The following is a 14,057-nucleotide window of genomic DNA, read 5'->3' on the forward strand; positions in this document are numbered from 1 at the left end:
GAGTGCAGGGAAGCGCGGGTTAGGCTCGCACAATGGCCTTGTTCTCGCGCCGCCCGAAGAAGCCCGTCGAGTCCCGTTCCAGCGAGGACGCGGCCGCACCGGTGACGCCGTCGAGCGAGCAGGACCCGGCGCTCGCCGGTGAGGCGGCCGCGTCGGGTCCGCAGGAGTCGCGCGACGCGAGCGATCTGACCGACACCGAGGCCCAGACTGCAGCGACCTCCGGCACCGAGGCGACGGATGCCGCAGGCCGGACGACCGCGGATGCCGAGGCGACGGATGTCGCGGCGCGAACCACGTCGGGCGACGAGGCGACGGATGCTGCTGCCTCCGTTTCCATCTCCCTCTCGGCGTTCGGTGGGCTCGGCGCGGCAACGCCGACGACGCCGGTCACGCCGAAGGAGGCACCGCGGGCGCGTGGCAACGCCCGTGCCGAGACCCGCGTCGCGCCGCCGTCGAGCCAGACCATCCCCGGCCTGCGCGACAACGTGCTGTTGCGCGATGCCCTCGCTCGCGTGCCGGATGGCGCTCCGGCGCAGACGGTGCTGGATGTCGCCCGGCAACTGCTGCAGGGGCACGTGTTCCTGCGGGTGAAGGGCGACGCGCGTGCCTTGCTGGCCGAGGGGAAGAATCTGCCGCTCGCCGTCGTCAACGCGGGGGAGCGCACTTTCGCCCTCGGATACTCGAGCGGCACCGCGTTGCAGGCCAGTCTGCGCGCCGACGGCGACGCCGACACCTCGGCGATGGGGCAGCCGGTGCTCTCGGTGCTGCGGCACGTGCTCAACGGATCGTACGACGGCCTCATCCTCGATCACGCGTCGGCTCCGGCTCGGGCCGTGCTGCCCAGGGAATTGCTCCAGAAGATCGTCGAGCAGGCGGACCCGCAGCTGACGGTCAAGACGCTGCTCGCCGGCGACCGCACGCCTGCGACGTCGGCCGAGATCGCCCAGGCTCTCACCCGTGTGCCGCTGTGGGTTGCCGTCGGCACGGCGGCAGGGGGCAAGCCAGGCCTCGCCGAGGGGCGGCAGAACGACGGCAGCCGGTATCTCGAGCTGTACTCGCACCCGCTCGAAGTCGCGGTCGTCGGGCGAGGCGACAACGCCGCACCGATCACGGCGGCGCAGCTCGCCAAGGCGCTGGCCGCGGATACCGGCTTGACCGGTGTCGTCGTGGACCCGGCCGGTCCGTGGATCCGGCTGACGCGCGACGAGCTCGCGCCCGTGCTCGCGCTCGCCGACTGACCCGATCCCGCTTCTTCGACCCGAAGGGGTTGACTCGCGTCATCCGGTCGGTATTCTATTCAACATGTACGTTGATAAAGGAATCAGTTGAACATGAATGAGGACCTGCTCGATCGCGCGTTCGTCGCGCTGGGCGACCCGGTGCGCCGCGGGATCATCGCGCGGCTGAGCCGCGGCCCGGCGACGGTGGGCGAGCTGGCCGAGCCGTTCCCCATCACGATGCAGGCCGTGTCGCGGCACATCCGGGTGCTCGAAGACGCCGGGCTCGTCACGCGATCGCGTGACGCGCAGCGGCGTCCGGTCCACCTCGAGGCCGCCGCGCTCGAGCAGCTCACGGCGTGGATCGACCGCTACCGACTGGATGCCGAGCGCGCGTACCGGCGGTTGGATGCCGTGCTCGCGAAGACCTTGTCAACACCCACCGAGAACCCCGACAAGAAGGAGAAGGAATCATGAGCAACCCCGTCGTCATCGACGCCGTCCCCGGCACCTCGTACGCCGACATCACGCGCGAGTTCGAGGCGCCCGTCGAGGCGGTGTTCGGCGCCCACGCCGACCCGGAGCTGTTCGCGCAGTGGATCGGCCCCGGCGACGAGCGGACCACGATCACCCACTGGGACTTCCGCAGCGGCGGAGGCTACCGCTTCGAGCAGACTGATCCGGATGGCAACGTGTACGGGTTCCGCGGCACGTTCCACACCGTCCGCGAGAACGAGCTCATCATCCAGACGTTCGAGTTCGAGGGCTGGCCCGATGAGGTCAGCATGGACTGCATCCGCTTCGAGTCGCTCGACGGCGGTCGCTCGCGACTCGTCGATCATAGCGTGTTCCCGAGCGTCGAGGTGCTCGAGAACATGGTGGCCGAGGGCATGGAGCGCGGAATGCGCGAGGGCTACGAGAAACTGGACTCCCTCCTCGCGGGGCAGGGCTGAGCCATGGGCAAGGTCATCTGCAACGCGTCGGTGTCGCTCGACGGTTTCGTCGCCCACCCCGACAACAACCCCGGACGCCTCTTCGACTGGTACGAGGCCGGCGAGGTCGAGGTCCACACTGCAAGCGAGCCGGCGACGTTCCATCTCACGCCGACCAGCGCGGAGTACTGGCGGGACTGGGTGGGACAGATCGGATGCCTCGTCGTCGGCCGGCTGCTCTTCGACATCACCGACGGCTGGAAGGGTCAGCATCCGCTCGGAGTGCCCTTCGTCGTGCTGACGCACGAGCCTCCCCACGACTGGACCCACGCACACACCGGCAACGCCCACTTCGTCACCGACGGCATCGAGGCCGCGGTCGCGCAGGCGCAGCAGATCGCCGGCGACCGCACCGTCGCCCTCGCAGCCGGAACCATCGCCGGCCAGGCGCTGGCCGCGGGCCTCGTCGACGAGGTCGCCATCGACCTCGTGCCGGTCGTGCTCGGAGAGGGACACCCCTACTTCGCCGACGTCGATCCCGCGCTCGTGAGACTCGGCGATCCGACGGTCGTGATCCCCAGCACGCGCGTCACGCACATGGTGTTTCCCGTTCAGCGGTGACGCCTCCGGCCGTGGCGGCGCCTGCTTCCTGCCGAGGCGCACCGGATCGGATGCGCCTCAGCAGGAAGCCGCAGCCACCCACCCGGCGGTCGGGCATACCCACATAGGACCGGGGGGATGCCGCCCACGCCCCCTTCACTCGCCGCTGGCGCGTCGAGCGGAGTCTCCGGTCGTGTGGCCCCGGTCGCGGCATCCCGCTACCGTCGAAGCATGGCGTCGCCGCGCATCACTCTCACCGTCCCAGGCCCCGACGGAGATCGCGAGGTCGGGATATCGAATCCCGACCGCGCGATCTGGCCTGAGGTCGGGATCACCAAGCGGGAACTCGCCGAGTACATGATCGCCGTGCGTGAGCCGTTCCTGGCCGCGAACGGCGATCGGCCGGTGTCGCTCGAGCGGTTCCCCGACGGCGTCGAGGGCGAGAAGTTCTACTCCAAGAATCCGCCCAAGGGCGCCCCTTCGTTCGTCGAGGCGCAGACCGTCACGTACAACAGCGGGCGACGGCATCCGCAGATCATCCTCACCGAGATCGCGACCGCGGTGTGGGCGGTGCAGATGAACACGATCGTCTTCCACCCGTGGGCGTCGCTCACGGCCGACACCGACAACCCCGTCGAACTGCGCATCGACCTCGACCCGCAGCCGGGAACGGATTTCGCGGATGCCGCAGCCGTCGCCCCTGCGCTGCGCGAGGTGCTCGCCGAGGCGGGGCTGACGGCGTTCCTCAAGACCAGCGGCAACCGCGGCATCCATGTCTTCTGCCCGATCGAGCCCACGCACGAGTTCCTCGACGTGCGGCATGCGGTGATCGCCGCGGGCCGCGAACTGGAGCGGCGACTGCCCGACAAGGTCACGATGAACTGGTGGAAAGAGGAGCGCGGTGAGCGCATCTTCATCGACTTCAACCAGGCCAACCGCGACCGCACGATGGCAGGCGCGTACAGCCCGCGCGCGCTGCCCCGCGCGACGGTCTCGACGCCGCTCACCTGGGACGAGCTCGCGGCCGGGGTCGACCCGGCCTCGTTCACCGTGCGTTCGGTGCCGCAGCGTCTTGCCGAGGTCGGTGATCCGTGGGCCGATCTGCTGGCGAAGCCGGGGCGCATCGACACGCTCCTCGAATGGTGGCAGCGCGACCTGGATCAGGGGCTCGGCGAGCTGCCGTTCCCGCCCGACTTCCCCAAGATGCCCGGCGAGCCGCCGCGCGTGCAGCCCAGCCGCATCAACCCCGAGAACTGGCCCAAAGAAGAGCAATGACCGAGGCGCTCACGGATCCGACGCAGGCCACGCGCGGCCCCGGCTTCCTCGACCGGCTCGCGGCCCGCGCGCTCAAGGTGCGGCGGCTCATGCGGACGCCGATCCCGCTGTACCGTGCCGGGCTCGGCTGGATGCTCGGACCGCGCCTCGTCATGATCGAGCACTTCGGGCGCGTCTCGCACGAGCGGCGTTTCGTGGTGGTCGAGGTGGTGGAGCGAGAGCGCAACGTCGTGCGCGTGGCATCCGGATTCGGCGAGAAGGCGCAGTGGTACCGCAACCTGCGTGCGAACGGTGTCGCATACCTCAGCACCGGCGGGGCCCGGCGCGTGCGCGCCGCGGTGCGGCTGCTCGGCCGGGAGGAGTCCGCGGCGGTGCTGCGCCGCTATGCGGTGGCGCACCCGGAGGCGTGGCATCACCTGAGCAGCGCGATGGAGATCGCCGCCGACGGTGACGCGCACATTCCGGTCGTCGAGTTCACGCCGCCGAAAGACTGAAGAGACCGGATGCCGTGGGCCGCGGCATCCGTCAGCCTCAGACGAGCACTTCGGCGAGGTCGTACGCGGTGACCACCTCGAGCTGCTCGTAGGTGCACGAGCGCGGGTCGCGGTCGGGGCGCCACCGCTCGAACTGCACGGTGTGGCGGAAGCGCCACCCCTCGAGCTGGTCGTAGCGCACCTCGAGCACCCGCTCGGGGCGCAGCCGCACGAACGACGAGTCGGCGCGGCCGGCCTGGAACCGGGACTTCTCGCCCTCACCGCGGACGGCCTCGCCCTCGGCGTCGCGCTCGACGAGCGGCGCGAGCTCGTCGATCAGCTCCAGCCTGCGGGCGTTGCTCCATGCGGCGACGCCGCCGACCGGATAGAGCGTGCCGTCTTCGCCGTACAGCCCGACCAGCAGCGACCCGACGCCCTCACCCGACTTGTGGATGCGATAGCCCAGCGCCACGACATCCGCCGTCCGCGCGTGCTTGATCTTGAACATCGTGCGCTTGCCGGGTGCGTACGGCTGCTCGAGCGGCTTCGCCACGACGCCGTCGAGACCGGCACCCTCGAACTCGGCGAGCCAGCGCCGCGCGAGATCGGCGTCGTCGGTGGTGCGGGTGACGTGGATGGGATCCGGCACACCGCGCAACAGGTCGACGAGCGCGGCCCGCCGGGTGGCGAAGGGCTCGGACTGCAGGTCGCGGTCGCCGACGGCCAGCAGGTCGAACGCGATGAACATCGCCGGCGTCTGCTCGGCGAGCATGTTGACGCGGGATGCTGCGGGGTGGATGCGCTGCGAGAGCGACTCCCAGTCCAGCCGGCGTCGCCCGTCGCGCTGGATCGGCACGACGATCTCGCCGTCGAGGAGGCACGGCTCGGGCAGAAGCCGCGCGAACGCCTCGACGAGCTCGGGGAAGTAGCGGGTGAGCGGCTTCGCGCCGCGCGAGCCGATCTCGACGTTCTCGCCGTCCCACGAGATCAGGGCGCGGAACCCGTCCCACTTCGGCTCGTAGCTGAGGCCTCCGGTCACCTTCGCCGGGTCGGGCACGTCGGGCACGGACTTCGCGAGCATCGGCGCGGGGATCTCGTACGGCATGGGTCCATCCTGCCGTGGCGCCCCGACACCCGCGAGGCCTCGCTCACGCCTGCGAGATTCGGCGGATGCTGTGCTGGGCCCCGTTCGGGTGGCACAACACGCGGGAACTCTCGCGGGGTTGCGGCGTGTCGTGCCACCTGAACGACCGGTGGATCGCGGAGCGCGTGTTCGGGTGGCACAGCACGCGGCTTCGGGGTCGGGGATGCCGCGTGTTGTGACACTCGAACCACGGACGGTCGGATGCCGGGAGGCGCAGGGGCATGTGGGCCTGAGCTCAAAAGCGTTCCCGCGGCGCACGCACACGCACGCGCACGCGCGGCGTACGGACGGGTGTCAGGACGAAAGGGACGTGGTGTACAGCGCAGCGGCCTCGGCCCGGTTGGAGGCGCCGATCTTCGCGAGGATCGCCGACACGTGCACCGACGCTGTCTTCGGGCTGATGAACAGCCGCCTTCCGATCTGCGGGTTGGTCAGGCCCTCGGCGATCAGCTCGAGCACCTGCCGTTCGCGCGGCGTGAGCGTCGCAGCCAGGTCGGATCCGCCGGGGATCTCCGCATCGGGCCCGAGCCCCGCGTGGGCCGCGAGCTCGGTGGCCCACCTCCCGACGCGGGCCACGCCGTGCCCGGGCGCCTCGGCCGCGACCCGCCCGAGCAGCCTCGCAGCCTCGTCGCGATCGCCGTGCTCGAGCAGCGCGGCGGCGAGCCGGCAGCGCGCGACGTGGCGGTGCCACACCAGCGTCGTGCCCTCCTCGAGCTGCGACACCGCTCCGCGCCACCGCTCGATGCGATCCGCCGGCGAGTCCGAGCCCGCGTCGGCGAGGAGCGCCCGCACGAATCCCGCCACGACCGGCGCGACGCCCCGGTCAGGCCACGCGTCGACCACGGCCACCAGCCGCTCGCGCCGGTCATCACCGGGATCACCGACCGCGAGGAGCAGCGCGGCGGCGACAGCCGCGTGACGTCGGAGCGTGGGCGGGGCCCCGCCGTCCACGCCGCCGTCCACGCCCTCGAGCACGCCCGCGAGTGCGGCCTCGCGCTCGGCGGCCGGCACCGGCGTCACCCCGCGGATCGTGGCGCACGCCTCGGCGCGCTCGATCATCCACGACGATCGCTTCTTGGAGTGAGTGCGCAGCGACTCGTCGATCATGGCCGCGTCGGCGGTGAGGAGCTCGTCGCGGACGGCGGACTGGTCGTTCCAGCTGAGGTGGTTCGCGATGAGTCGCACGACGGATCCGCGGCTGGTCGTGCTGGTCAGGCGGCGGGCGCGGCGGGCGTAGCGAAGGGCGTCGTCGGCGCGGCCCATGCTGAACAGCGCCCGAGCGAGGGAGTAGGCGACGGATGCCCCGGACCCGCGTTCGATCCCGGCCCTGACCGCGTCGGCGTAACGCTGTTCACCGACGATGACGGCTTCGTCGAAGCGGCCGAGCTGCACGAGAAGATCGATCAGCGCAGTGCCGGCGTACGACCGCAAGGCGGGGTCGAGAGGCAGCGAAGCAGCTCGCTGGATCGGCGCGAGCGCGCGGGGTTCGTCGTTCTCGTCGTCCGAGATCCGCCACGACTCCACGGTGAGCGCGACGCCGAGCGCGGCGTCATCACCCGCCTCTTCGGCCAGGGCGATCGCCCGCTGCGCATACTGCTGCGCCGAGGCACCGTGGTCGCCGATCGCGAGGTTCGTGTAGACGCGGGACAGGAGCGCGAGCGCCCGCTCGTCGTCCAGACCGTCGAGCAGCTCGATGGCCGCATGGAGGTCGTCGCTCTGATTGCGGTGCTCGAAGTTGAAGATCTCGACGAACCGCTGCCGCAGCAGCGCCGCGCGCGTGAAGGCGTCGTCGAGGCACACCGCGAGCCCCTCGTTCGCCGACCGCAGCGCGCGCTCGGAGTCACCGAGGTCGTGCCACCCCTCGGCGGCGCCGAGATGCAGCTCGGGGAGCGTGGTGCCGGCGCGGGCGGCGGCATCCGGAACTTGATCCCACAGCTCGGTGAGGCGCTCGGCGAGCTTCACGGACGTGACCGGCGAGTAGCGGGCGCGCGACTGCCGCAGCGCGGCGACGGTGGCGTCGAAAGCGGCCGGCAGGTCGCGTGCCGCGAGCCAGTGCTCGGCGATGGCGGATGCCTCATCAGGCGAGTCGGCGCGGCCGTCGCGGAGGACCTCGGCGTAGCGCCGGTGCGTGCGCACGCGTTCGCTCGGAAGCATGTCGGTCTCGACGGCCTCGCGCGTCAGCGCGTGTCGGAAGGAGTACCCGGCGCCGTCGGCGAGGATCACGCGCGCGTCGATCGCCTCGCGGACGGCCAGGTCGAGGGCGCGGTCGTCGAGCGGCGACACCGCCGCCAGCACCTCGTGATCCACGTGCATGCCGCCTGCTGCCATCGTGCGGACCGTCTGCTGCGCCTCGTCGCCGAGGCGGGCATAGCGGGCGAGGACCAGCTCGCGCAGGGTGTCGGGCAGTCCGCGATCGCCCAGGTCGACAAGCTCCTCGACGAGGAACGGGATGCCGCCGCTGCGCTCCGCGACATCCTCGATGAGGCGGGGGTCCAGGTCGGGCGCCAGCTGTGCGACCTGCTCGGCGACCTCTTCGGGACTCAGACGCTCGACGTCGACCCGGACGACGGAGCGCGTGCGATCGAGCTCGGCGAGCACCGGACGAAGCGGATGGAAGCGGTCGATGTCGTCGGAGCGATAGGTGGCCACGATCGTGAGGTGACGGCCCCGGAGCGTGCTGGCGAGGGTCTTGAGCAGAGCCATGGTGGAGGCATCCGCCCACTGCAGGTCTTCGATCACCACGATGATGTGGCGCTCCTGCGACAGCTGCTCGAGGAGGACTTCGATCGCCTCGGCGAACTCGCCCGCAGGATCGTCGGTGTCGGGGTGCTCGGCGGCGATGCCCGGCACGAGTGCGGCCAGGCTCGCGATGACCGCGACCGAACCGGCCGCGGTGCGCAGCTCCTCGGTGCCGACCGCGGCGTGCAGATCGCGCAGCACCCGGCGGATCGGGCCGAACGGGGCGCCGATCGGGCCCAGATCGACGCATTGCCCGATGGCGACCGCGACGGGCAGCCCGCCGGTGCGCTCGGTCGCCGCCGCGAGGAACTCCTGCACCAGCCGCGTCTTGCCGATGCCCGCCTCACCCCGAACGACCACCGTGCCCGGGCGGCCGGACGCGCCGTCGTCGAGCGCCGCCAGCAGGGTGTCGAGCTGCGCCCGGCGCCCCACCATGCGAGGCGTCGACGCGAGGGCGGGCATGTTCATATGCTCGCACCTCGGTGCGACATGCGGGAGGTGGCGGGTTCGGGATGCCGGGCCCGGCCGCCGGGCGAGGGCTCGCGGGTCACGACGAGGGGCCCGCGAGCGCGAGGTCGGTCGCAGAGTTGCGCGTCGTTGCTCGGCGCTCAAGCTCGACGACGGCCGCACGACGCTCGGCGTGTGCGACGCGACGGCGGTTCTCGCGCTCGAGGTCGGCGAAGCGGTGCTCGGCCAGTCGCATGGCCGCGGAGGTGGTGGCATCCATGATCGAGATCTCCTGCCTCGGAACCCGGTGATTCCGTGCAGTTCGACTCTCGTCGCTGAGGCCCCGTCCCCTCATCGGACGAATGCCCTATCTCCGGCGCGCGACCTCCCTATTCCTGGCCGTCGCCGGACGGATGCCGCGGGTCAGGCCTCGATCGGATGCTTAGGCCGCGCCCACCGAGCCGGCAGATCGGGGCCGTCCCACACCTGGATCGCGCCCCACGCCGCCGCGGCGATCGGCACCGCGAGCACGGCGCCCACGATGCCGCCCAGCACCGTGCCGATGGTCAGGGCGACCAGGATCACGAACGCGTGCAGCTTCATCGAGCGGCCCATGAGCACCGGCTGCAGGAAGTTGCCCTCGAGCTGGTTCACCAGCACGACCACGCCGACGACGAAGAGGGCGTTGACCCAGTCGTTGGCGACGAGTGCCACCAGCGCCGCGACGATGCCGGCGACGGTCGCCCCGACGATCGGGATGAAGGCGAGCAGGAACACCAGCACCGCGAGCGGGAACGCCAGCGGCACCTGCAGGATGAGCAGACCGATCAGGATGCCGATCGCATCGACGGCGGCCACGGTCGCGGTGCCGCGTACATACGAGCCGAGCACGCCGACCGTTTTGTCGCCGATGCGCCGGGCGCGCACGTAGTGCTGCCCGCGGAACGGGCGCAGCAGGAACTCCCACATCTGCGGGCCGTCCTTGAGGAAGAAGAACAGGATCGTCACCATCAGCACGAAGCCCGTCACGAAGTTCGCGACGGCTCCGACGCCGGCCAGCGCGCCCGACCCGAACTGTGCGCTCGTGACGAAGTCCGTCAGCGAGGCGACCCACTCGTCGAGCTGATCCGGCTGGAGGAAGTCGAACGGCAGCGTCTGCACCCAGGCGAGCAACTGCTGGAAGCCGTCTTCGGCCTGCCTATACAGCTCCTCCCACTGGTCGCGCACGGCGGCCACGATGAGCCAGCCGATCCCGGTCAGCAGCAGCACGATCGCCAGCAGGGAGAGCACGGTGGCCAGCAGCGGCGGAACCCCGCGCCGCCGCATCCATCCCATCACCGGCGCGAACGCGCACGCGAGGATCAGCGCGATCACGAGCGGGATGGTCACGAGAGTCAGCTGCTGGATCGCGACGATGATCGCCGCGACCACCGTCACGATGACGATGATCTGGATCGCACGGATGCCGAGCCTGCCGAAGCCGTCGGCCCACAGGCTCCACGGCGCCCGGGTCGCCTTCAGGTCGGCGTCCTGCGACTCCAGGCGCACCGTCTTCGGCTCGTTGCTGAACAGTCCCATGAGGCGAGGCTAACCGGCGGCTCGGGCGATGCCGGACGGCTTGCCGCGCCCGCGCCGACCCGCTATGCGAACGCGCTCATCCCGGTGATGTCGCGGCCGATGAGCAGGGCCTGCACGCTCTCGGTGCCCTCGTACGTGTGGATCGCCTCGATGTCGGCCATGTGCTGCATGACGCCGTTCTCGAGCAGGATGCCGTTGCCCCCGAGCAGATCACGGGCCGTCGAGGCGATCCGGCGCGCGGCGCGGGTGTTGTGGTACTTCGCCAGGGACGCCTGCGTCGGACGCAGCTCGCCGCGCGTCTCGAGGTCGGCCATCCAGCGGCAGTACAGCTGCATCGCGGTCAGCTCGTCGAGCATCTGCGTGAGCCGCTCCTGCACCATCTGGAACTTCGCCAGCGGCTTGCCGAACTGCACGCGCTGCTGCGCGTACGCCAGCGACGCCTCGTAGCAGGCGGTGGCGTGACCCAGAGCCGACCACGCGACACCCGAGCGCGTCGAGTACAGCACGGTCGAGGCATCCTTGAAGGTCTTCGTGCCCGGCAGCACGGCATCGAGCGGCACGCGCACGCCGTCGAGGACGATATGGGCCTGATGGATGCCGCGCAGCGACGCCTTGCCGGTGATCACGGTGCCGACGTACCCGGGTGTGTCCTGCTCGACGAGGAAGCACCGCACCGCGCCGTGGTGCTCGCTCTCGGGGTCGTCGATGCGCGCCCACACGAAGGTGATGCCGCCGGACGCGCCGTTGCCGATCCACTTCTTCGCGCCGTCGAGCACCCACTCCTGGCCGTCGCGGCGCGCGATCGTCTCGAGCGAGACCGAGTCGGATCCGTGGTCGGGTTCGGTGAGCGCGAAGGATGCCGCGACCTCGCCGCGCGCGACCGGCGAGAGCCAGTGCTCCTGCTGCTCGGGGCTGCCGAAGAGGGCGAGCGTGCGCAGCGCGAGCCCGCCCTGCACCGCGATCACGGTGCCCAGCGACCCGTCGCCGCGAGAGACCTCCATGTTGACCAGCCCCGCGGCCAAAGGTGAGAAGCGCGTGAGCGCGGGGTGGTCGATGCCATCGTTGAAGAGCTCCCGCTCGCCCATGCGCATCGCGAGCTCGAGCGGATACTCCGCCCGGTCCCAGGCATCCTGCATCCGGGTGCCGACCTCGTCGACGTAGGCCTGCGCGCGTTCCCACACCTCACGGTCGGCGGCCGGGATGTCGGCGAAGACCGCGTAGTAGTCGGTGCCGAGTCGGGCGGTGACGTCGTAGCCCTCGACGCTCTGACCGGGGCGGGGCTGGAATGCGGTCATGTTCGGACTCCTGACGGCGGTGCGGATGCGGCATCCCGAGTCTACTGAAACTCAATGCCGCGATCCATAGGACTCAGTGTCACGAATGGCTGGGGCCGTGCCCACTATGCGGCCCCGACCGGCGGCATCATCGCGGGCTCTCCATCGCCCGGCTAGGTATCGCGAGCGCCGGGCGCCGATCGATGGGCGCGGGCGAGGTGCCCGAGCCATCGGGCACTCGGCTTGGGGGTGCGGGCGAAGGTGCTGCGGTCGATCGATACGAGGCCGAACGAGACGTCGTAGCCCGAAGCCCACTCGTAGTTGTCGATGAAGGTCCAGTGGACGTAGCCACGGACGTCGAGGCCGTCGGCGATCGCGTCGGCCATAGCGGCGGTCGCTCCGTCGAGGTACTCGACGCGCTCCGTATCGGCGGCGGTCGCCACGCCGTTCTCCGTGACGAGGAGGGGGACCCCTCCGGTCGCGGACCACGCGTGGCGGAGAGCAACACCGACCGACTCGGGCCGGAACGCCCAGTCGAGCTGCGTCCTGCGCGTGCCGGGGGCCTCGACCCCGCGCGGGCCGACCGTCCAGCTCGTGTACGACTGCACGCCGACCCAGTCGTCGTCGCGGGATACCGCGAGGAAGGGATCCTCCCAGACGCGGGTCAGCTCGGCGGCCTCAGCTTCGAATCCGGGCTGGGGCTCGAATGGCTGGATCGACACCGTCCACCCGACCAGGGCATCGGTCCCGCCGCGCAGCACGTGACGGGCCTCCGTGTGCGCCCGCGACAGGCCGTCCACGATGCGCCCCTCGGGCACCGGGGATGTTGCGACGCCGAGCAGACCGCGCTGTTCCGGCTGCCGCGCCGCGATCGCCGCATACGCGCCCGCCGGATCGGCGGACCGAAGCAGATCTCCCACCCTGCCGAGGGTCGCCAGGATGTTCGGCTCGTTGATCGTCGCCACGTAACCGACATCCTCGAGGATCGGCGTGAGAAAACGTACGTACTCCGTGAACCATGTACTCGACTCCGGCGCCGTCCATCCACCGCCGCGCGTGAACCAGGCCGGGTGGGTGATGTGCTGCAGGATGACGAGCGGCTCGAGCCCGTGGTCGCGGCAGAGGCGCAGCATGTCGCGGTACCGTTCGCGCTCCGCGAGCGAATACTGACCGCGCACAGGCTCGATCCGCGCCCACTCGATGTTGAGCCGGTAGGACGTCAGGCCCAGCGACGCGGCGAGCCTGATGTCCTCCGGCCACCGACGGTAGCTGTCGAGAGCGTCACCGCTGCGCTCGGCGAAGAGCGGGATCCCGGCGTTCTCGAGCTCCCAGTAGTCGCTCGCCGCGTTGTTCCCGTCGTACTGGTGCGCCGAGGTGCCGACGCCCCACAGGAAGCCGGCGGGAAAACCTGCCGCGCGCGCGAGCTGCTCGTCTGACATCAGATCGCCCGGCGACTCGGATTCGGACCCGGAGCTGCGCGGCGCCGGTCGTCGCCGTGCGAGATCGCGCGCGGTCTGGTCCACGCGGTAGCCCAAGTCGTCGGCCGCGCGCCAGACAGCGACGCGTGCCGAATCACTCACCGCCGATGACCCGTTCAGGACCCGTGACGCGGTCGACCGCGACACCCCGGCGCGCGCAGCGACGTCGGTCAGACGGGGGATGGTCATGATTCGACTTTAGGGCCGTGTGGGAGACCGCGATGCGCGGAAGCCGAGCGCCCGACACCACGGCGGTACGGCCCTGTGCTCGCCGCAGTCGGAAGTCATCGACCGGCGGTGCCTGTCAACCCCCTCCGGCACCCGAACCCGTGCTCCTAGCGTGGAGTCATGACTGATCTGACGGGAAAGCGGGTCGCGTTCGTGGCGACCGACGGATTCGAAGACAGCGAGCTGACGTCCCCGTGGCAGGCGGTGACGGATGCCGGAGCCACCGCGGTTCTGATCGCGCCGAAGTCCGGCGAGATCGAAGGCAAGAAGGGCCACACGCAGTCGGTGGACGAGGTCACGGCCGACGTCGATGCGAACGACTTCGATGCTCTGGTCCTGCCGGGCGGGGTCGTCAACGCCGACCACCTGCGCATGGACGAGGCTGCGGTCGCTTTCACGCGGGCATTCTTCGAGCAGCAGAAGCCGGTCGCGGCGATCTGCCACGCCGCGTGGACGCTCATCGAAGCGGAGGTCGTCGATGGCCGCACTCTAACGAGCTATCCGAGCCTGCAGACCGACCTGCGCAATGCCGGCGCGACCTGGGTGGACGAAGAGGTCGTCGTCGAGGACGGCCTCGTCACCAGCCGTACCCCCGAAGACCTCCCCGCATTCAACGCCATGGTGGTCGAGGAGATCGCCGAAGGTCGACACACGGCGCAGTCCGCGTAGGGG

The 14,057-nt window shown here is 70.7% G+C and carries 13 protein-coding genes; 7 read left to right on the top strand and 6 right to left on the bottom strand.

Annotated elements, in window-relative coordinates; translation table 11 throughout:
- The first annotated feature begins 32 nt into the window (after window positions 1–32).
- The 6 genes from ACLKM7_RS18815 (at window position 33) to ACLKM7_RS18840 (ending at window position 4,518) form a co-directional block, all read left to right on the top strand.
- Window positions 33–1,238 carry an SseB family protein gene (locus tag ACLKM7_RS18815; RefSeq protein WP_436448828.1) on the top strand — a complete coding sequence of 402 codons (1,206 nt, stop codon included), beginning with the start codon at window positions 33–35 and terminating at the stop codon, window positions 1,236–1,238.
- A 93-nt stretch (window positions 1,239–1,331) separates the two neighbouring features.
- Window positions 1,332–1,694 (top strand): ArsR/SmtB family transcription factor, encoded by a 363-nt coding sequence (locus ACLKM7_RS18820; RefSeq protein WP_436448829.1) that lies wholly within the window; start codon window positions 1,332–1,334, stop codon window positions 1,692–1,694.
- Window positions 1,691–2,170, top strand: coding sequence for an SRPBCC family protein (locus ACLKM7_RS18825; protein WP_436448830.1), 480 nt, complete (start codon window positions 1,691–1,693; stop codon window positions 2,168–2,170). The genes ACLKM7_RS18820 and ACLKM7_RS18825 overlap by 4 nt, the downstream gene beginning before the upstream one ends.
- Before the next feature lie 3 nt (window positions 2,171–2,173).
- Window positions 2,174–2,770 carry a dihydrofolate reductase family protein gene (locus tag ACLKM7_RS18830; protein ID WP_436448831.1) on the top strand — a complete coding sequence of 199 codons (597 nt, stop codon included), beginning with the start codon at window positions 2,174–2,176 and terminating at the stop codon, window positions 2,768–2,770.
- Between the two features lie 210 nt (window positions 2,771–2,980).
- Window positions 2,981–4,024: a non-homologous end-joining DNA ligase gene (ligD, locus tag ACLKM7_RS18835; protein WP_436448832.1), complete on the top strand. Its 1,044-nt coding sequence runs from the start codon at window positions 2,981–2,983 to the stop codon at window positions 4,022–4,024.
- Complete coding sequence (locus ACLKM7_RS18840) at window positions 4,021–4,518, top strand: nitroreductase family deazaflavin-dependent oxidoreductase (protein WP_436448833.1); 498 nt, start codon at window positions 4,021–4,023, stop codon at window positions 4,516–4,518. The genes ligD and ACLKM7_RS18840 overlap by 4 nt, the downstream gene beginning before the upstream one ends.
- A gap of 37 nt (window positions 4,519–4,555) precedes the next feature.
- Here ACLKM7_RS18840 and ACLKM7_RS18845 read toward each other — a convergent pair whose 3' ends face one another.
- From ACLKM7_RS18845 to ACLKM7_RS18870, 6 genes are all read right to left on the bottom strand, one after another.
- Window positions 4,556–5,602 (bottom strand): ATP-dependent DNA ligase, encoded by a 1,047-nt coding sequence (locus ACLKM7_RS18845; RefSeq protein WP_436448834.1) that lies wholly within the window; start codon window positions 5,600–5,602, stop codon window positions 4,556–4,558.
- A 333-nt stretch (window positions 5,603–5,935) separates the two neighbouring features.
- Window positions 5,936–8,842, bottom strand: a complete 2,907-nt coding sequence (locus ACLKM7_RS18850; RefSeq protein WP_436448835.1) for a helix-turn-helix transcriptional regulator — start codon at window positions 8,840–8,842, stop codon at window positions 5,936–5,938.
- Window positions 8,843–8,927: 85 nt separating this feature from the next.
- Window positions 8,928–9,107 (bottom strand): hypothetical protein, encoded by a 180-nt coding sequence (locus ACLKM7_RS18855; protein WP_436448836.1) that lies wholly within the window; start codon window positions 9,105–9,107, stop codon window positions 8,928–8,930.
- A 143-nt stretch (window positions 9,108–9,250) separates the two neighbouring features.
- Complete coding sequence (locus ACLKM7_RS18860) at window positions 9,251–10,405, bottom strand: AI-2E family transporter (RefSeq protein ID WP_436448837.1); 1,155 nt, start codon at window positions 10,403–10,405, stop codon at window positions 9,251–9,253.
- Between the two features lie 62 nt (window positions 10,406–10,467).
- Window positions 10,468–11,700: an acyl-CoA dehydrogenase family protein gene (locus ACLKM7_RS18865; protein ID WP_436448838.1), complete on the bottom strand. Its 1,233-nt coding sequence runs from the start codon at window positions 11,698–11,700 to the stop codon at window positions 10,468–10,470.
- A 152-nt stretch (window positions 11,701–11,852) separates the two neighbouring features.
- Window positions 11,853–13,346, bottom strand: coding sequence for a family 1 glycosylhydrolase (locus ACLKM7_RS18870; RefSeq protein ID WP_436448839.1), 1,494 nt, complete (start codon window positions 13,344–13,346; stop codon window positions 11,853–11,855).
- A 159-nt stretch (window positions 13,347–13,505) separates the two neighbouring features.
- Between ACLKM7_RS18870 and ACLKM7_RS18875 the strand changes: the two genes are divergently transcribed.
- On the top strand, window positions 13,506–14,054 hold the full coding sequence (locus ACLKM7_RS18875) for a type 1 glutamine amidotransferase domain-containing protein (RefSeq protein WP_436448840.1): 549 nt from the start codon (window positions 13,506–13,508) through the stop codon (window positions 14,052–14,054).
- Window positions 14,055–14,057: the final 3 nt, after the last annotated feature.

Source organism: Microbacterium sp. I2, assembly GCF_051364985.1.
Classification (GTDB): domain Bacteria; phylum Actinomycetota; class Actinomycetes; order Actinomycetales; family Microbacteriaceae; genus Microbacterium.